The 17,376-nt window shown below is 70.7% G+C and carries 16 protein-coding genes; 8 read left to right on the top strand and 8 right to left on the bottom strand.

Annotation, left to right across the window (positions count from 1 at the left end):
• The 4 genes from AOK08_RS06010 to AOK08_RS05995 all read right to left on the bottom strand — a co-directional run.
• A partial coding sequence (locus AOK08_RS06010; RefSeq protein ID WP_241826847.1) for a sensor histidine kinase occupies window positions 1-791 on the bottom strand: 791 nt, incomplete at its 3' end.
• 360 nt (window positions 792-1,151) lie between these two features.
• Window positions 1,152-2,135, bottom strand: a complete 984-nt coding sequence (locus tag AOK08_RS06005) for a DMT family transporter (protein ID WP_055524351.1) — start codon at window positions 2,133-2,135, stop codon at window positions 1,152-1,154.
• Between the two features lie 105 nt (window positions 2,136-2,240).
• The gene (locus AOK08_RS06000) at window positions 2,241-2,972 is read right to left on the bottom strand and encodes an ArsR/SmtB family transcription factor (protein WP_055524349.1); all 732 of its coding nucleotides are present in this window, start codon (window positions 2,970-2,972) and stop codon (window positions 2,241-2,243) included.
• Between the two features lie 68 nt (window positions 2,973-3,040).
• Window positions 3,041-3,682 (bottom strand): TetR/AcrR family transcriptional regulator, encoded by a 642-nt coding sequence (locus AOK08_RS05995; RefSeq protein ID WP_055524347.1) that lies wholly within the window; start codon window positions 3,680-3,682, stop codon window positions 3,041-3,043.
• Between the two features lie 88 nt (window positions 3,683-3,770).
• Here AOK08_RS05995 and AOK08_RS05990 point away from each other — a divergent pair, with 88 nt between their 5' ends.
• The 3 genes from AOK08_RS05990 (at window position 3,771) to AOK08_RS05980 (ending at window position 6,037) form a co-directional block, all read left to right on the top strand.
• Window positions 3,771-4,922: an acyl-CoA dehydrogenase family protein gene (locus tag AOK08_RS05990; protein WP_055524345.1), complete on the top strand. Its 1,152-nt coding sequence runs from the start codon at window positions 3,771-3,773 to the stop codon at window positions 4,920-4,922.
• An 85-nt stretch (window positions 4,923-5,007) separates the two neighbouring features.
• Window positions 5,008-5,295 (top strand): YiaA/YiaB family inner membrane protein, encoded by a 288-nt coding sequence (locus tag AOK08_RS05985; RefSeq protein WP_055524343.1) that lies wholly within the window; start codon window positions 5,008-5,010, stop codon window positions 5,293-5,295.
• A gap of 118 nt (window positions 5,296-5,413) precedes the next feature.
• The gene (locus AOK08_RS05980) at window positions 5,414-6,037 is read left to right on the top strand and encodes a TetR/AcrR family transcriptional regulator (RefSeq protein ID WP_055524342.1); all 624 of its coding nucleotides are present in this window, start codon (window positions 5,414-5,416) and stop codon (window positions 6,035-6,037) included.
• 15 nt (window positions 6,038-6,052) lie between these two features.
• On the opposite strand, the gene AOK08_RS05975 is transcribed toward AOK08_RS05980, so the two are convergent.
• Window positions 6,053-6,514: a MaoC family dehydratase gene (locus tag AOK08_RS05975; protein WP_055524340.1), complete on the bottom strand. Its 462-nt coding sequence runs from the start codon at window positions 6,512-6,514 to the stop codon at window positions 6,053-6,055.
• Between the two features lie 123 nt (window positions 6,515-6,637).
• Between AOK08_RS05975 and soxR the strand changes: the two genes are divergently transcribed.
• The gene (gene soxR, locus AOK08_RS05970) at window positions 6,638-7,090 is read left to right on the top strand and encodes a redox-sensitive transcriptional activator SoxR (RefSeq protein WP_055524338.1); all 453 of its coding nucleotides are present in this window, start codon (window positions 6,638-6,640) and stop codon (window positions 7,088-7,090) included.
• Between the two features lie 281 nt (window positions 7,091-7,371).
• Here soxR and AOK08_RS05965 read toward each other — a convergent pair whose 3' ends face one another.
• Window positions 7,372-7,977 (bottom strand): hypothetical protein, encoded by a 606-nt coding sequence (locus tag AOK08_RS05965; protein WP_055524336.1) that lies wholly within the window; start codon window positions 7,975-7,977, stop codon window positions 7,372-7,374.
• Between the two features lie 415 nt (window positions 7,978-8,392).
• Between AOK08_RS05965 and AOK08_RS05960 the strand changes: the two genes are divergently transcribed.
• A complete protein-coding gene (locus AOK08_RS05960) occupies window positions 8,393-11,200 on the top strand; it encodes a penicillin acylase family protein (RefSeq protein WP_055524334.1) in 2,808 nt (935 codons plus the stop codon).
• 44 nt (window positions 11,201-11,244) lie between these two features.
• Here AOK08_RS05960 and AOK08_RS05955 read toward each other — a convergent pair whose 3' ends face one another.
• Window positions 11,245-12,618 (bottom strand): hypothetical protein, encoded by a 1,374-nt coding sequence (locus AOK08_RS05955; RefSeq protein WP_055524332.1) that lies wholly within the window; start codon window positions 12,616-12,618, stop codon window positions 11,245-11,247.
• An 80-nt stretch (window positions 12,619-12,698) separates the two neighbouring features.
• Window positions 12,699-13,946 (bottom strand): exo-beta-N-acetylmuramidase NamZ family protein, encoded by a 1,248-nt coding sequence (locus AOK08_RS05950; protein WP_055524330.1) that lies wholly within the window; start codon window positions 13,944-13,946, stop codon window positions 12,699-12,701.
• Window positions 13,947-14,168: 222 nt separating this feature from the next.
• Between AOK08_RS05950 and AOK08_RS05945 the strand changes: the two genes are divergently transcribed.
• The 3 genes from AOK08_RS05945 to AOK08_RS05935 all read left to right on the top strand — a co-directional run bounded on the left by AOK08_RS05945 (window position 14,169) and on the right by AOK08_RS05935 (window position 17,283).
• The gene (locus AOK08_RS05945; RefSeq protein WP_055524354.1) at window positions 14,169-14,933 is read left to right on the top strand and encodes an SDR family oxidoreductase; all 765 of its coding nucleotides are present in this window, start codon (window positions 14,169-14,171) and stop codon (window positions 14,931-14,933) included.
• On the top strand, window positions 14,930-16,615 hold the full coding sequence (locus AOK08_RS05940) for a class I adenylate-forming enzyme family protein (RefSeq protein ID WP_055524352.1): 1,686 nt from the start codon (window positions 14,930-14,932) through the stop codon (window positions 16,613-16,615). The genes AOK08_RS05945 and AOK08_RS05940 overlap by 4 nt, the downstream gene beginning before the upstream one ends.
• Window positions 16,616-16,689: 74 nt before the next feature.
• Window positions 16,690-17,283 carry a TetR/AcrR family transcriptional regulator gene (locus tag AOK08_RS05935; RefSeq protein WP_055524328.1) on the top strand — a complete coding sequence of 198 codons (594 nt, stop codon included), beginning with the start codon at window positions 16,690-16,692 and terminating at the stop codon, window positions 17,281-17,283.
• The last annotated feature ends 93 nt before the right edge of the window (window positions 17,284-17,376 follow it).

The raw sequence follows: 17,376 nt of genomic DNA, 5'->3' as shown, positions 1-17,376 counted from the left end.
TCGTCCTCGACGACCAGTTCGGCGTGGCGTGCCGCGACCCGGGCGGACACGTTCACCGACCGTGCTCCGCGCGCATAGCGCTGGGCGTTGGTCAGGGCTTCCTGGAGGACGCGGCTCAGCCCGCCGGTGACCTCCGGGGGAACGTCCTCCGGCAGTTCCTGTCCGAGGTCCAGCCGGACCGGCAGTCCCGTCGCCCGTGACTCCTCCACGATGCGGGTCAGAACCGCGCCGAGATTCTGCGGATGCCGCGGGGTCTCGTCGCCGCGCATCGAACCGACCAGACGCCGCATCGACGTCAGCGCCTCGCCGCCCGCGTGTTCGACGGCCGCGAGCATCTCGCTCAGGATCCGCGGGTCGGGGGTGCCCCGGCCGGTGACATGGCGTACGGCCTGCACCTGGACCACGATCGCGGTCACCTGATGGGCCACGGTGTCGTGCAGGTCGCGGGCGAGCGCGAGCCGTTCCTCCTGCCGGACCAGTTGTCCGGTGCGTTCCCGCTGGACGTCGTAGAGGCGCAGCACCAGGCCGCAGGCGAAGGCCAGGGCCAGTTCCAGCGGAAGGTTTTCGGGGAAGACGCCGGAGTCCGCGTCCCGCAGCAGTGGGACGGAGAGCACGCTGACACCCAGGGGCGCCACGATCACCGGAGCCATCCGGGGCGTACAGCGGCGCACCGCCACGGCGAGGAGGACGAGCAGGCCCGTGGCCTCGCCGCCGCTGCTGTCGCTGGTCGCCATGTTCACCGGCAGCAGTTGGTAGGCCACCGTGGCCACGAAGGTGCCGGCGCAGGCCACCAGCGGGGCCCGCGAGACCCATCGGGAATCACGGCCAGGGCAAGCAGGGCCATCGCCCCCGCCAGTGCTCCCGAGAAGACCGGCACCCAGTCCCCGACGAAGGCCTCCCTGTCGAGGGCCGGGTCGAAGACGATCCGTGCCCGCACGTCCGCCTCGACGGAGTAGAGGAACAACAGCGCCAGCGCCGAGATCAGGATCCGCCCCGGCCAACTTCGTTAGCGGGAACGCCGGTTGGAGGACGCACCTGTTCGCATCCGCGCCACCCAACGCACCTGCGGCGGCAGTCGCCGCGCGCCTCCCGCGCGCCGCGCACTCGCTCCGGCGTCCAGTGCGACCAGTACGTCCGGTACGAGAGGTCCCTCAGAGCGAACCGGAGTCCGGGGGCAGCACCTCAAGTGCCGCCTGTGCTTGTGTCTGTTCCGGCGTCTGCGCCTGCGCCCGGGACTGTGACCGCGCCCGGGACCGCGACACCGCCACCCCCGCGAGGCACAGTCCGCCGCCCGCCAGCGTGAGCAGCCCCGGTACCTCGCCCAGCGCCAGCCACGACATCAGGACGACCAGTGCCGGGACGGCGTACGTGGTCGCGCCCATCCTGCTGGCCGTCGTACGGGCCAGGGCGTAGGCCCAGGTCGTGAAGGCCAGCGCGGTCGGGAACACGCCCAGGTAGATCATGTTGAGGGTGGCGGAGAGCGGCGCGTCGGCCACGTCCGCGACCAGTTGCCCGGCGAACGGCAGACACGTCACGGCCCCGATCAGGCAGCCGAACGTGGTTGCCTGGAGGGCGCTCGCCCGGACCAGGGCCGGCTTCTGCGCGATGACACCCGCCGCCCACGAGGCCGCCGCGAGCAGACACAGCACCACCCCGAGCACGGACGTTCCGCCCCCGCCCGACATCGACAGCCCGACGGTCACCGCGCCCGCGAACGACACCGCCATGCCCGCGAGCAGCCGGGGCGGCATCGCGTCCCCGAGCAGCCGGGTGCCCAGCAGGGCTATGAGGATGGGGCCGATGTTCACGAGCAGGGCGGCGGTCCCCGCGTCCACCTGTTGCTCGCCCCAGTTCAGGACCACCATGTAGACCCCGAACCACAGCACGCCCGAGATCGCGATCCCCCGCCAGGCCGACCGGGGCGGCAGTCCCTCCCGCCGTACGAGACAGATGGCCCCCAGCGTCACGAACCCGGCGAGCATCCGCCCGAGCGCCAGCGCGCCCGGCGAGTACGCGGCCCCCGCACTGCGGATCGAGACGAACGCGGAGGCCCACAGCACCACGGACACACAGGCCGCGAGGGCGGCGAGCACCTCCGCGCGAGGGGCCCGGCGGGAGGACGGCGAGGAGGTCATCATGCTCCAGAGGCTAGGCAGGACGGACGGCGGGGGCTCGCGAATTTCGGACGGGCGCCTGTGAAGACGTGCGCCTGTAGAAAAAGGGGGCGACTGTACTGCGGGTCAACGCAGGTCCGACGCCTCGATGCCCAGCAGAGCCCCCAAGTGGTGTTCCCCCTCGGCCGTCACCCTGACGGCCCGTTCCGAGCCGATGCGTACGCACCAGCGGGCGTCCAGGGCGTGCCGGCAGAGGGCGGCGCCCGCCGTGCCCGCGAGGTGGGGGCGGCGTTCGGTCCAGTCGAGGCAGGCGCGGGCGAGCGGGCGGCGGCCGGTGCGGTCGAGGTCGATGCCCGCTTCGGCGAACCAGCGCAGCCCGGCGTCGGTGAGCGCGAACCCGGTGTCCTGGCGGAGCAGCCCGCGCCCGGTCAGGGCGTCGGTGAGGGCGATACCGAGCCGTCCGGCGAGATGGTCGTAGCAGGTACGGCCGCGTGCCATCGCCGACCTGGCGCCGGACTCCCGCAGCGTGCGCGGGAGTCGGTCCGCGGAGGGGGCGACCTGGGCGGCCAGTTCCTCGACGAGCTGGGCCACACGGGCGTCGGCCAGCCGTACGTAACGGTGCCGGCCCTGGCGTTCCTCGGTGAGCAGCCCACCGGCGACGAGTCTGCCCAGGTGTTCGCTGGCCGTCGACGCGGCGACCCCGGCGTCACGCGCCAGCTCTCCGGCGGTCCACGCCCGCCCGTCCAGCAGCGCCAGCAGGAAACCGGCCCGCGTCTCGTCCGCCAGCAGCCCGGCCAGCGCCGCGAGACCGGAGGCTCGGCCCGGTTTCCTCGTACTCCCTGCGTCCCTCGTGGTCATATCTTCAGCATGGGGTGCGGACACTTCGGCGCCCACCGAAGTGTCCGTACCTCCGTGCGGCCCGATGGCTACGCGGTCCGCCCCAGCCGTTCGTACTGCTGTGCCAGCCCGTCCAGCAGTGCCCTGAGGCCCGTGTCGAAGGCCCGCTCGTCGATCTTCTCCTGCTGTTCGGCGAGGAGATGTGCCTGGCCGAGGTGGGGGTAGTCGGCGGGATCGTAGGCGCTCGCGTCGTCCACGAAGCCGCCGGCGAACGAGCCGAGCGCCGAGCCCATGACGAAGTACCGGATCACGGCGCCGATGGAAGTGGCCTGCGCGGGCGGCCAGCCCGCCGCGACCATGGCGCCGTAGGCGGCGTCCGCGACGCGCAGTCCGGCCGGGCGGCGGCCGGGGCCCTGGGCGAGGACGGGAACGATGTTCGGGTGGTCGCGCAGGGCCGCCCGGTAGGAGACCGCCCAGTCGTGCAGCGCGGTCCGCCACTCCCGGCCGTCCTCGAACATCGACAGGTCGACCTGGGCGCTCACCGAGTCGGCGACGGCCTCCAGGATCTCGTCCTTGGTGCGGAAGTGGTTGTAGAGCGAGGGCCCGCTGACGCCCAGTTCGGCGGCGAGCCTGCGGGTGGAGAGTGCCGCCAGTCCCTCCGCGTCGACCAGTGCCCGCGCGGTCTCGACGATCCGGTCGATGCTGAGAAGGGGCTTGCGCGGTCGGGCCATGGCGCACATAGTAGGGCTGCGACAAACAAACTAGCAGTGCTAATTTAATGTTCCGCTTTTGGGGCCGGTGCGGGAGGGTGGGGTCGTCGTGGATCTGGGGCTCAGTGAGGAGCAGGAGGCTGTCCAGCGGCTCGCCCGGGACTTCGTCGAGCGTGAGATCACCCCGAACGTCGTCGCCTGGGACCGTGCCGAGGACGTCGACCGGTCGATCGTGAAGAAGCTGGGCGGTGTCGGCTTTCTGGGGCTGACCATCGACGAGGAGTACGGCGGCTCGGGCGGCGACCATCTCGCGTACTGCCTGGTGACCGAGGAACTCGGCCGGGGCGACTCCTCCGTGCGCGGAATCGTTTCCGTGTCCCTTGGGCTGGTGGCCAAGACCGTCGCGCACTGGGGGACCGAGGAGCAGAAGCGCCGCTGGCTGCCCGGGCTCACCTCCGGCGAGTACGTCGGCTGCTTCGGTCTGACCGAGCCGGGCACCGGGTCCGACGCGGGCAACCTCACCACGCGGGCGGTGCGGGACGGCGGGGACTACGTCGTCAACGGCACCAAGATGTTCATCACCAACGGCACCTGGGCCGACGTGGTGCTGCTCTTCGCCCGGTCGACCGACGCCCCCGGTCACAAGGGCGTCTCCGCCTTCCTCGTGCCGACCGACACCCCCGGGCTGACCCGCCGCGCGCTCCACGGCAAGCTCGGCCTGCGCGGTCAGGCCACCGCCGAACTCGTCTTCGAGGACGTGCGCGTGCCCGCCTCGGCGATGCTGGCCCCCGAGGGCAAGGGCTTCTCCGTGGCCATGTCGGCGCTCGCGAAGGGGCGGATGTCGGTCGCCGCCGGATGCGTCGGGATAGCCCAGGCCGCCCTGGACGCGGCCGTCCGGTACGCGGGCGAGCGCGAGCAGTTCGGCAAGCCGATCGCCCGGCACCAGCTCGTACAGGAACTGATCAGCGACATCGCGGTGGATGTCGACGCGGCCCGGCTGCTGACCTGGCGCGTCGCCGATCTGATCGACCGGGGCCTGCCCTTCGCCACCGAGTCCTCCAAGGCCAAGCTCTTCGCCTCCGAGGCCGCCGTCCGGGCCGCGAACAACGCCCTCCAGGTCTTCGGCGGCTACGGCTACATCGACGAGTACCCGGCGGGCAAGCTCCTGCGCGACGCCCGCGTGATGACCCTCTACGAGGGCACGAGCCAGATCCAGAAACTGCTGATCGGCCGCGCGCTGACGGGCGTATCGGCGTTCTGAGCCCCACTCCGTTCCCGCTTCATGAGTATCTGTCTGAGTATTTCGGCGGATGTGGTGCGGGCCGTGTCCGCCGACTCTTGTCCTCATGAGTGAGACACCGGTCAAGCAGCAGAGCACGGCGGCCTTCTACGGCCAGGCCGTCGCGTCCTTCGGTATCGCCATGGGGGCGACGGCCATCGGTATCTTCCGGCTCCACGCCGACGCCTGGGTGCGCGGCTTCCTCGGCATCGCCGTCCTCTATCTGGTGACCTCGGCCTTCACCCTGGCGAAGGTCATCCGCGACCGCCAGGAGGCCGGCCAGATCGTCAGCCGGGTCGACCAGGCCCGCCTGGAGAAACTGCTCGCCGAGCACGACCCCTTCGAGAAGCACTGACCGGCTGAGCCCTGGGCGGGGCCTGCGCGGGACAGCGTCCTGAGCGGGCACTCTAAGCGCCCGCTCACCCACGGCGGTACAGTGGTAGGTCACTGTCGGTGGAAGGGGCGAACGGGCGATGAGTACGGCGGAGGAGACGGCCGGCGGCGAGGTGCTGCCGTGGGGTGAGGTGACCCCCGAAGCGGCCCGGCGGCTGCTCGTCGCCGCGGTGGAGGCCTTCGCCGAGCGCGGCTACCACGCGACGACGACCCGTGACATCGCGGGCCGCGCGGGCATGAGCCCGGCCGCGCTCTACATCCACTACAAGACCAAGGAAGAGCTGCTCCACCGGATCAGCAGGATCGGCCACGAGAAGGCCGTCGACATCCTGCGAACGGCGGCGCGGACCGAGGGCACCGCGACCGAGCGGCTGGCCGAGGCCGTCGGATCCTTCGTCCGCTGGCACGCCGGGATGCGCACCACCGCGCGGGTCGTGCAGTACGAACTCGACGCCCTGGGCCCCGAGGCCCGCGCCGAGATCCTCGCGCTGCGCCGCCAGTGCGACGCCGAGGTGCGGGGGATCATCGAGGACGGTGTGGAGGCGGGCGAGTTCGATGTGCCCGACGTGCCGGGCACGACGCTCGCCGCGCTGTCGCTGTGCGTGGACGTGGCCCGCTGGTTCAACGTCCAGGGCTCGCGCACGCCGGACGAGGTCGGCGCGCTCTACGCCGACCTCGTGCTGCGGATGGTGGGGGCCGGGTAGCCGGCCTTCACCGGCTCACAGGTAGTAGCGCGACACCGACTCCGCGACGCACACCGGCTTTTCGCCACCCTCGCGCTCCACGCTGAACGTGATCGTCACCTGCACCCCGCCGGTCACGTCCTCGACCCCGGCGATCTTCGCGGTGGCGCGCAGCCGCGAGCCGACCGGGACGGGGGAGGGGAAACGGACCTTGTTCGTCCCGTAGTTGACGCCCATCTTCACGCCCTCGACCTTGATGAGCTGCGGCCCGAAGAGCGGGAGCAGGGACAGGGTGAGGTAGCCGTGCGCGATGGTCGTCCCGAAGGGTCCGGTGGCGGCCTTCTCGGGATCCACGTGGATCCACTGGTGGTCGCCGGTCGCGTCGGCGAACAGGTCGACGCGCTTCTGGTCGACCTCCAGCCAGTCGGTGTACCCCAGTTGCTCGCCCACCGCCGCCTTCAGGTCGTCCGCACCCGTGAAGATCCTCGGCTCTGCCATTCCCGGCCTCCTCGCCACTGTGTCCCGTGGACCGCACACTATGTCTAAGCAACTGCTTAGCATGGTCGGCCGGGGATTTCCTGTCAACGGACCGTGCGGACCGCTGTGGGTAGGGTTGGAGGGGTGCCCCAGATTCCCGAGAAGATCCACGAACTCACGGTCGGTCAGCTCGCCGCCCGTAGCGGTGCCGCCGTCTCGGCCCTGCACTTCTACGAGTCCAAGGGGCTCATCAGCAGCCGCCGGACCACGGGCAACCAGCGCCGCTTCGGCCGGGACGCGCTGCGCCGGGTCGCCTTCGTGCGGGCCGCGCAGCGGGTCGGCATTCCGCTCGCCACGATTCGCGAGGCGCTGGCCGAACTTCCCGAGGAACGTACGCCCACGCGGGAGGACTGGTCCCGGCTCTCGGAGAAGTGGCGGGCCGAACTCGACGAGCGCATCACGCAGTTGAACCGGCTGCGGGATCATCTCACCGATTGCATCGGGTGCGGGTGTCTGTCGTTGGAGGGGTGTGTGCTGTCCAACCCGGACGATGTGTTCGGTGAACGGCGGGCGGGGTCGCGCCTGATGGCGGAGTAGGGCTTCGCCGGTTCGCGGTTTCGACTGCCGGCCCGGTGGGGGCTTGTCGCGCAGTTCCCCGCGCCCCTCAAAAGCGTGGCGTCGGTCGGGTTGCCCCCAGTGTGACGGCTCCGCAGGGTTGGTGGTCTTCGTCTGCGGGCCCGGTGGGGGCTGGTCGCGCAGTTCCCCGCGCCCCTTAAAGGCGCCCCGGCCCAAAGGCGCCCCGGCCCAAAGGCGGCCCCCGTCGGCCAAGTCGGCCGAGTCGATCGGGGGTGCGGCATCCCCGGCGCACCCCCGTCGTGTCAGGCCGATGCGAGGAGCAGTCGGCCGCGCCTGGACTCCGCCAGGGCCTCGGGGGTCAGGACGGGGCGTGGCACGACTATGCCGCACTCCGTGCAGACGGGACCCGAGGACGGCTCATGGGCCAGGTCGTACCTCCAGGTGAGGCGCTCCCCGTCGCACACCGGGCACACCGAGCCCGGTTCGCGCTCCAGGGCGGCGATCAGCCGTCGCAGCACCTCGGCCAGCGATTCATGGGGGTGCACCCCCGGATCGTCGCACCAGGCCACCCCGAACCCCCCCCAGGTCAGCCGATGCCAGTCGTCCACGCTTCCGGGCCGGCGCAGCCCGTCGAACTTCTCCTTCTTGCGGCGCTTCGCGAACTCCACCTCGTAGGCCAGCCAGACCGAGCGCGCTTCCTCCAGCTCGTCCAGTGCGGCCACGAGCCGCGCTGGATCGGGGGACCGGTCCTCCGGTCCGAACCCGGCCCGGGAGCACAGGTGGTCCCAGGTCGCCCTGTGCCCGTAAGGGGCGAACCGTTCAAGGCACTTACGGAGCGAGTACCGCCGCAGTGCCAGATCGCACCGCGGGTCCCGCACCTGTCTCGCCAGACTCCGGAAACCGGCCATCGCCTTGCACCTCCGTCACATCTGCACCTGTACTTCGGTCACTTCGGCGTCGTCGAACGGACGTCGTCGAATAGACGTATCGACAAGCGATTCGGCTCCATCCGTTCTCCGATGACGGCCGCACGCAGGTCGCCGGGCCCCTCGGGACCGACGCCGACGGCCCTGAGCCGTCCGCCGGACCACCCTCCACGGTTCCCTCCCGCAACTCTCGGCCGTCCGCGCAACAGGTGTTGAGCACGGCGCCGGACCGCGAACGCGTCCAGCGCCTCGAAGTGCCCCCGCACTCCTCCAACGCAATTCCTGTGCCACGTTGTTCAAAAGTGACGCTCGTTCATCTTCTGTCGAGAGGGCTACCGGCGGTAACCTCTGGCCACTCCGTACGGAGTACCCCACCCCCCGGTCCGGAGGAGCTGCCATGACCCGGCGCACCCCAGGCAACACCGTCGACAGAACCTTCGACAGACTGAGAACTCCCCGTGGACTCTTCGGGTTCCTGAAGACCGCGGCCGTATGCACGCTCATTGCCGGTCTTTTGTCGCCTCTTTCCCCACTTGCCCCCGCGACCGAAGCCCAGGCCGCCGCACCGAACGACTACTGCGGAGGGCAGTGTTCCGACATCCTGCCGCCCGGCCAGAGCGGCAACGCGACCCTCGCCCAGGTCATCCTGAACCAGGCCTTCGGCGTTCAGCCCGACCACGCGGATGACCAGCTCGGGCCCTATGCCGACCTGGCCACGGGCTACTCGGGCCTCACCAGCGCCGGCATCAACAACTTCTTCAACGACTCCTCGTTCGGGGTCCCCGCCGACCAGGTCGCCTCCACCCTGGCCCCGGCCGGCCGCACCGACGTGAAGATCGTCCGCGACAAGAAGACGGGTGTGCCGCACATCACAGGCACCACCCGCTACGGCACCGAGTTCGGCGCCGGATACGCGGCCGCCCAGGACCGCCTCTGGCTGATGGACGTCTTCCGGCACGTCGGACGCGGACAGCTCACCCCCTTCGCGGGCGGCGACCCGTCCAACCAGGGCCTTGAGCAGGAGTTCTGGCGCCACGCCCCCTACACCGAGGCCGACCTCCAGGCCCAGATAGACAACGCGGTCGCCGTCAACGGCGCCCGTGGCAAGCAGGCACTCGACGACGTCAACGCCTACGTCGCGGGCATCAACGCGTACATCGACGCCTCCGACAGCGGCCGTTACTTCCCCGGCGAGTACGTCCTCACCGGCTGGAAGGACTCCATCACCAACGCGGGCACCATCCAGAAGTTCAAGCCCACGGACCTGGTCGCGCTGGCCTCCGTGATCGGCGCGCTCTTCGGCTCGGGCGGCGGCGGCGAGGTCAACAACGCGATCTCACTCATGGCCGCCCAGTCCAAGTACGGCGTCGCCGAGGGCACCAAGGTCTGGGAAGCCTTCCGTGAGCGCAACGACCCCGAGGCCGTCCTCACCGTCCACGACGGCGAGAGCTTCCCCTACGCCAACGCGCCCGCAGACCCGAAGGGCGAGGCCCTGCCCGACGCCGGTACGGTCGCCGAGCAGCCGCTGGTGTACGACCGTACGGGCAGCGCCGCCACCGCGAGCGCGGACAAGGCCTCCCGCACGGCGACGGCCACCGCCCTCACCTCGGCCAAGCGCGGTATGTCCAACGCCCTCGTGGTGAGCGGCGCCAAGACCGCCAGCGGCCACCCGGTCGCCGTCTTCGGCCCGCAGACGGGCTACTTCGCCCCGCAACTGCTCATGCTCCAGGAGCTCCAGGGCCCGGGCCTCAGCGCGCGCGGCGCCTCTTTCGCCGGGCTGAGCATGTACGTCGAACTCGGCCGCGGCCAGGACTACGCGTGGAGCGCGACGACCTCCGGGCAGGACATCATCGACTCGTACGCGGTCGAGCTGTGCCAGGACGACGTCCACTACCTCTACCACGGCACCTGCACGCCGATGGAGAAGATCGAGCAGACCAACGCCTGGAAGCCGACCACGGCCGACGGCACGGCCGCCGGCTCCTACCGGATGCAGGTCTACCGCACCAAGTACGGCCCGGTCAGCCACCGTGCGACGGTCGACGGCAAGAAGATCGCCTACACCACCCTGCGCTCCTCCTACATGCACGAGGCCGACTCGATCATCGGCTTCATGATGCTCAACGACCCGGACGCGGTGAAGGGCCCGGCGGACTTCCAGGCCGCCGTGCAGCACATCAACTACACCTTCAACTGGTTCTACGCCGACTCCAAGCACACCGCGTACTACAACAGCGGCGACAACCCGGTGCGCGCGAACGGCGTCGACGCGGAGTTCCCGGTCTGGGCGCAGCCGGCGTACGAGTGGCGGAACTGGGTCCCGTCGACCAACACCGCCGACTACACACCGGCGTCGGCCCACCCCAACTCGATCGACCAGGACTACTACATCTCCTGGAACAACAAGCAGGCCCTGGACTACAGCACCGCGCCCTGGGGCAACGGCTCGGTCCACCGCGGCAACCTCCTGGAGGACCGGGTCAAGAAGCTCGTCGCGGCGGGCGGTGTGACCCGGGTCCAGCTGGTGAAGGCGATGGCCGACGCCGCGCTCGCCGATCTGCGGGCCGAGGACGTGCTGCCGAAGCTGCTGCGCGTCGTCAACAGCTCACCGGTCACCGACTCCGCGGCCGCCGCGGCGGTCGGCAAGCTGTCCGCGTGGGTGACGGCGGGTGCCAAGCGCACGGAGACGACGCCGGGCTCGAAGACCTACGCCAACGCGGACGCGATCCGCATCCTGGACGCCTGGTGGCCGCTGCTGGTGCAGGGGGAGTTCCAGCCGGGCCTCGGCACCGACCTCTACACCGCCATGACCAACAACCTCCCCGTCGACGAGGCACCCTCGGCGGCGCACGGCCCGACCGGGTCGCACGCGGGAAGCTCCTTCCAGTACGGCTGGTGGAGTTACGTCGACAAGGACATCCGGGCGGTGCTCGGTGAACCGGTGCAGGGCGGGCTGACGCAGAAGTACTGCGGCGGCGGCACGCTCAGCGGCTGCCGGGACGTCCTGATCAGCACCCTGAAGACCGCGGCGGGCAAGACGGCCGCCCAGGTCTACCCCGCCGACAAGGTCTGCACCACCGCGGGCAACCAGTGGTGCGCCGACTCGATCGTGCAGCGCACCCTGGGCGGCATCAAGCACAAGAACATCAGCTGGCAGAACCGGCCGACCTACCAGCAGGTCGTCGAGTTCGCGTCACACCGGTAGCAGCCGGTAACAGCCGGTAACGGCAAGGGTGTTGCGGCGGTGGGTCAGTGGATTCGGCCCGCCGCCAGCACCACCTGGGCCAACTCCGGGTGGCAGATGTCGCTGTGGGCCCCCGACGGGGGCCCGCCGTGTTTCACCACCGCCCCCGCGTCGACGTTCACACACCCGGTCAGCGGCAGCTTCGCCGGCCCGAGAGCCTCGGCGATCGTCAACTTGACGGTCCCCGGCACGGCCTGGACACCGTCGTGGCCCATCGCACCCCACTTGGGGCCCAGCAACTCGGCCACACCGAAGCCCATGACAGATCTGCTGTCGCCGGCCGTGCGCGAGGCCAGCGGATAGAACGTGCCGAGTGCCCCGTCATGCTGGGAGTAACAGCACACCAGAGGACCGTCTATCCGGCTCTGACGCCCCTTCAGCGCACCCGCCGCACGCGCGTCGTACGGCAGCCGGTCCGCGAACGCGTAGTGCGAGAAGGCTCCTTGAAGCAGCGTCACCGACTTCACCGTACGCACCTCCTCGGGCAGCCCGCGCAGCGCGAACGCCACCAGCCGGGCGCCGAAACTGTGCCCCACGAGATGCACCCGCACCCCGGGCGCCGCCCCGGCGAGCCGCCCGAGCACCGGCCCGAGCCCCCGCTCGCCGACCGTTCCGGCCCGCCCCTTCATCGCGTAGTACGTGGCCTGCCGCAGCAGTTCCCGCGCGCCCTTCCACACATCGGGCAGCCCGGGAACCGTGAACCCGGCGACGGCTTCGGGTGACGGGGACCCGGGGCCCGCCAGGGCGAGCGCGAACTCCTCGCAGACCGCCGCCGTGCTCCCCGTGAGCATCTCCGGGGCGCCCTCCGCCCGACCGTCCGCGTCCGCGTCCGCGTCCGCGTCCGCGAGGAGATCCGCCGCGAACCCCGTGCGCGGCGCCCGGGGCGACACCTCGACGAGTTCCCGTACCAGCCGGCCGAACTCCTCCAAGGCCCCGGCGCCGTCCGGCTGTTGATCCAGCAGCCGCCCGATACTCTCCACCACCGCGTCCCGCCCGGGGAAGGTGTCCAGGAGCGCCCGCCGGGTGCTGTCGTCGAGTCCGGGCGAGGAGGCCGTCTCCGGTGTGCCGACGGCGGTCAGGGACGGCCGGAAGTCGGGGATGGGCTCGTCCGTGAAGCGCATCGACGGCCAGACCACACCCACGTAGCCGATCCTGGCGGTCGCGGGCGCGAGGCCCGGGACGGCGCTGAAGAACCTGCTGTACAACTCGGTCGCCATGGACCGGTCGTTGTTCCAGCCGTGCGCGAAGACGATGAGGTCGCGCACTCCGCGCGGGCCCACCTCCGCGAGCAGCCGGTCGCGTCTGCGCCCGTCGGTGTCGCCGTCCGCGTCGAACGTGATCTCCCAGTAGGGAGAGACGCTCATTTCCGTCTCCGCCATGACATACCCCGTCCCCCGGTGGTGTCGTGATGTGGGGCGTATCGTCCTGCGGAGGACGGGAGTTGGCCATACGTCACGGCCTATTTGTAGATGAGATACTTTCGGCGCAGTCGCCGGAACGCCGCCAACTCCCCTTGCCAGCCCGCCACGACCTCGTCGGCGTCGGCGCCCGCGTCGATCATCGTGCGCACCCGAGCGGATCCGGTCAGCTTGTCGATCCAGTTGTCGGAGCGCCAACCGAAGCCGCTCCAGACCTTCTTGGCGGTCACCAGCAGCGCGACCCCGGTACGCACCGGGTCGTAGGCCGCCCGGTTGTGCACATGGATCTGCACGCCCCCGACGGTCTTCCCCTGGAACTTGGAGAAGGACGGCACGAAGTACGCCTCCCTGAAGTGCGCGCCGGGCAGCCCGAGTCGCTCCATCGCGGCGGCCCACCGCCGGTCGATCCCCTCGGCGCCGAGCAGCTCGAACGGCAGGGTCGTGCCGCGCCCCTCCGACAGGTTCGTCCCCTCGAAGAGACCCGTCCCCGAGTACACCAGCGCTGTGTCGGGCGTAGGCATGTTCGGGCTCGGCGGCACCCATGGCAGCCCGGTCGCGTCGTAGTACTCCGACCGCCGCCACCCCGACATCGGTACGGTGTCCAGCTCCACCGGCGCGGCCAGGAACTCCTCGTTGAACAGCCGCGCCAGCTCCGCCACCGTCATCCCGTGCGCCTGCGCGATCGGCTGCCGCCCGACGAACGACGCGAACTCCCTGTGCAGCACGGGCCCTTGGGCGGTCCGCCCGGTCACCGGATTCGGCCGGTCCAGCACCAGGAAGGACTTGCCCGCGAGCCCGGCCGCCTCCATGCAGTCGTACAGGGTCCAGATGTAGGTGTAGAAACGGGCGCCCACGTCCTGGATGTCGAAGACGACGGTGTCGACACCGGAGGCGGTGAAGATGTCCGCGAGCGTTCGGCCGCGCTTGAGATACGTGTCGTAGACGGGGAGCCCGGTCGCCGGATCGTCGTGCCGCCCCTCGGAACCGCCGGCCTGCGCGGTGCCCCGGAAACCGTGCTCGGGGCCGAACACGGCGGTCAGCCGCACCCGGTCGTCCGCGTGCATGACGTCGACGATGTGGCGTACGTCCCGGGTGACACCGGTGGGATTGGTGACCAGGCCGACCATCTTGCCGTGGAGAGGGGAGTAGGCGGCGGCGACCAGATTCTCGAAGCCGGTGCGGAGCCCTTCCGGGCGGTGCGCCGTGGGGGTGGTCGCCTTTTCGCACGCTGTCAGGGCTGCCGCGGTGGCGGTGGTCGTGGCTAGGAGGCCGCGTCGTGACAAGGGCATGGGGGTTCCCTTCATGAGGCGGTACGGGTGTTTGGGGGCACCGTATGTGCTGCCGCAGGTTGTTCGTACGCTGCGGGTGAATCGTGGCTTGTCGCGCCCCGCGGCGGAGCCGTACATGGCATAGCCCCGCGCCCCTGGCGGACTTGCCGTGGCCCCTTTCTTGCTACATACCGACCGGTTAGTCTGTCCGTACGTCGGGCCGTGTCGTGTCGAAGGAGACCGATCGTGGATGTCGTTCAAGGTGCCGGAGTCGTCGTCACTGGAGCGGGCGGAGGGATCGGGGCCGCCCTGGCCCGGCGGTTCGCCGCCGGGGGAGCCCGGGTGGTCGTCAACGACCTGGACGCCGACAGGGCGGCAGCCGTCGCCGACGAGATCGGCGGGATCGCGGTGCCCGGCGACGCGTCCGCCGTCGTCGCCGAGGCCCGTTCCGCCCTCGGCGGGACCGTGGACGTCTACTGCGCCAACGCCGGGCTCGCCTCGGGCGGGTCCGAGGCGGCCGGGGAGGACGTCTGGGCGCTCGCCTGGGACGTGAACGTGATGGCGCACGTCCGTGCGGCCCACGAACTGCTGCCGGAGTGGCTGGAGCGCGGCAGTGGCCGTTTCGTGTCCACCGTGTCCGCCGCCGGACTGCTCACCATGGTCGGCGCGGCGCCCTACAGCGTGACCAAGCACGGCGCCTACGCCTTCGCGGAGTGGCTGTCACTGACGTACCGCCACCGAGGGATCAAGGTGCACGCCATCTGCCCGCAGGGTGTGCGTACGGACATGCTGGCCGGGACCGGCAGCGCCGGTGACCTGGTGCTCGTGCCGACCGCGATCGAGCCGGAGGAGGTCGCGGAGGCGCTGTTCCAGGGGATCGAGGAGGACCGTTTCCTGATCCTGCCGCACCCCGAGGTCGCCGCCTACTACCGGGCCCGGGCCACCGACCCCGAACACTGGCTGACGAACATGAACCACATCCAGCAGAAGTGGGAGGCCACCCGATGACCGACTCCGGCTCCAGCCCCGGCTCCCGCTACGGCGCGCAGCCCTGGCTGGCCCTCCTCGACGACGTCCTGCGGGCGCCCGTGAACCCCGACGACTCACTCGTCCACGCGCTGCGCCGGACCGCCGCCGAGGTCCCGGACCGTACCTTCCTCGCCTATTTCGACGGGCGGCTCAGCCACCGTGAGGTCGACGAGCTGAGCGACTCCGTCGCCGGGTATCTCGTCGCCCGGGGGCTGGAGCGCGGCGACCGGGTCGCCGTCCTGCTCCAGAACTCGCCGCTCTTCGTGCTCGCGGTACTGGGGGCCTGGAAGGCCGGCGCGACCGTCGTGCCCGTCAACCCCATGTACAAGTCGGGGGAGGTCACCCACGTCCTGCGGGACGGTGGCGTGGCCGCGCTGATCTGCTCCGACCGGGCCTGGGAGTCGTACCTGAGGGAGACGGCCGCCGGCTCTCCCGTGCGGATCGTGCTCACGGGCTGCGAACTGGACTTCCAGAGCCGTGACGACACGCGCGTCCTCGCCTTCGAGCGGCTGCCGCAGGCCCCGGACGCCGAGGACCTGACGGCGGTGGCCCGGTACGGTCACCAGGCACCCGCCGACCGCGCTCCCCGCCCCTCCGACGTCGCGCTGATCAGCTACACCTCCGGCACCAGCGGCGCCCCCAAGGGAGCCACCAACACCCACGCCAACATCATGTACAACGCGGAACGGCAGCGGACGGGCCTCCCGCTGCCCGAGGCGCCCGTCTACTTCGCGATGGCGCCCCTGTTCCACATCACCGGCATGGTCTGCCAGCTCGGCGCGAGCCTGAACAGCGCGGGCACGCTGGTGCTCGTCCACCGCTTCGAACCGGGTGTCGTCCTGGACGCGTTCACCGAGCACCGCCCGCACTACACGATCGGCCCGTCGACGGCCTTCATGGCCCTGGCCGCGCACCCGGCGGCCACCCCCGACCACTTCTCCTCCTTCCGGCACATCTCCTCCGGCGGCGCCCCGCTGCCGCCCGCCCTCGTGGAGAAGTTCCGCGCCGGCTTCGGCCCGTACATCCGCAACGGCTACGGACTCACCGAGTGCACCGCCCCCTGCGCCTCCGTACCGCCCGCCCTGGAGGCACCCGTCGACCCGGTCTCCGGCACCCTCGCGGTGGGCGTGCCGGGCGCCGACACCGTCGTACGCATCGTCGACGACCAGGGCGCGGAGGTTCCCTTCGGCGAACAGGGCGAGATCCTGGTCCGGGGACCGCAGGTGGTTCCCGGCTACTGGCGGCTCCCCGAGGCCACCGCGGAGACCTTCCCGGACGGGGAACTGCGGACCGGCGACATCGGGTTCATGGACGCCGAGGGATGGCTGTACGTCGTGGACCGGAAGAAGGACATGATCAACGCGTCCGGCTTCAAGGTGTGGCCGCGTGAGGTCGAGGACGTCCTGTACACCCATCCGGCGGTACGCGAGGCGGCCGTCGTCGGGGTGCCCGACGCCTACCGGGGTGAGACCGTCAAGGCGTACATCAGCCTGCGGCCTGGAGCGGAGGAGGACCCGGACGCGCTGGCCGCGTACTGCAAGGAGAGACTGGCCGCCTACAAGTACCCGCGGCAGGTGGAGATCCTGGCCGACCTGCCCAAGACGGCGACCGGAAAGATCCTCCGCCGGGAACTGCGCACCCGCTCCGGGGACTCTCGGTAGGCAGGCGGTTTCGGCTGATTAGGCTGTTGGAACCTTTGGAACCATTGCGAACCCTTGGAAGGCTGGTGGCGGTAGTGCCCAGGACGACGGACGGCGACGGTACGCCTGTCCCGCAGCGGCTGCTGGCCGCCGCCACCCGGCTCTTCGCGGAACAGGGGTACGACCGTACGTCCGTGCAGGAGATCGTCGAGGCGGCCGGGGTCACCAAGGGGGCGCTCTACCACTACTTCGGGTCCAAGGACGATCTCCTGCACGAGGTGTACGCGCGCGTGCTGCGTGTTCAGCAGGAACGGCTGGACGCGTTCGCGAACGCCGACGCGCCCGTGGAGGAGCGGTTGCGGCGGGCGGCGGCGGACGTCGTGGTCACCACCATCGAGAACCTCGACGACGCGATGATCTTCTTCCGCTCCATGCATCATCTGAGCCCGGAGAAGAACAAGCAGGTGCGGGCGGAGCGGCGGCGGTATCACGAGCGCTTCCGGGCGCTGATCGAGGAGGGCCAGGAGACGGGCGTCTTCTCCCCGGCGACCTCGGCGGACCTGGTGGTCGACTACCACTTCGGCTCGATCCACCACCTGTCGACGTGGTACAGCCCGGAGGGCCCCCTGACCCCGACAGAGGTGGCGGCCCAACTGGCGGACCTGCTGCTACGCGCGCTGCGCCCGTAGAAGCCGGTCCTCGCCCCCGCCGCCCCTTCCCGTTCCCGTCCTCGGGGGCTCCGCCCCCGAACCCCCGTTCGCGCTGAACGCGCTCGTCCTCAA

Source organism: Streptomyces graminilatus (assembly GCF_001418565.1).
In the GTDB taxonomy this organism is placed as follows: domain Bacteria; phylum Actinomycetota; class Actinomycetes; order Streptomycetales; family Streptomycetaceae; genus Streptomyces; species Streptomyces graminilatus.
This window is presented reverse-complemented; position numbering and strand designations above follow the sequence as displayed.

What these genes read in the sequence shown, in the direction of transcription:
- AOK08_RS05975 (WP_055524340.1), bottom strand. Translation starts at nt 6,514, where the DNA reads ATGGCAGAGCCGAGGATCTTCACGGGTGCGGACGACCTGAAGGCGGCG.
- AOK08_RS06005 (WP_055524351.1), bottom strand. Translation starts at nt 2,135, where the DNA reads ATGACCTCCTCGCCGTCCTCCCGCCGGGCCCCTCGCGCGGAGGTGCTC.
- AOK08_RS05950 (WP_055524330.1), bottom strand. Translation starts at nt 13,946, where the DNA reads ATGCCCTTGTCACGACGCGGCCTCCTAGCCACGACCACCGCCACCGCG.
- AOK08_RS05965 (WP_055524336.1), bottom strand. Translation starts at nt 7,977, where the DNA reads ATGGCCGGTTTCCGGAGTCTGGCGAGACAGGTGCGGGACCCGCGGTGC.
- AOK08_RS05960 (WP_055524334.1), top strand. Translation starts at nt 8,393, where the DNA reads ATGACCCGGCGCACCCCAGGCAACACCGTCGACAGAACCTTCGACAGA.
- AOK08_RS05985 (WP_055524343.1), top strand. Translation starts at nt 5,008, where the DNA reads ATGAGTGAGACACCGGTCAAGCAGCAGAGCACGGCGGCCTTCTACGGC.
- AOK08_RS05980 (WP_055524342.1), top strand. Translation starts at nt 5,414, where the DNA reads ATGAGTACGGCGGAGGAGACGGCCGGCGGCGAGGTGCTGCCGTGGGGT.
- AOK08_RS06000 (WP_055524349.1), bottom strand. Translation starts at nt 2,972, where the DNA reads ATGACCACGAGGGACGCAGGGAGTACGAGGAAACCGGGCCGAGCCTCC.
- AOK08_RS05940 (WP_055524352.1), top strand. Translation starts at nt 14,930, where the DNA reads ATGACCGACTCCGGCTCCAGCCCCGGCTCCCGCTACGGCGCGCAGCCC.
- AOK08_RS05955 (WP_055524332.1), bottom strand. Translation starts at nt 12,618, where the DNA reads ATGGCGGAGACGGAAATGAGCGTCTCTCCCTACTGGGAGATCACGTTC.
- AOK08_RS05995 (WP_055524347.1), bottom strand. Translation starts at nt 3,682, where the DNA reads ATGGCCCGACCGCGCAAGCCCCTTCTCAGCATCGACCGGATCGTCGAG.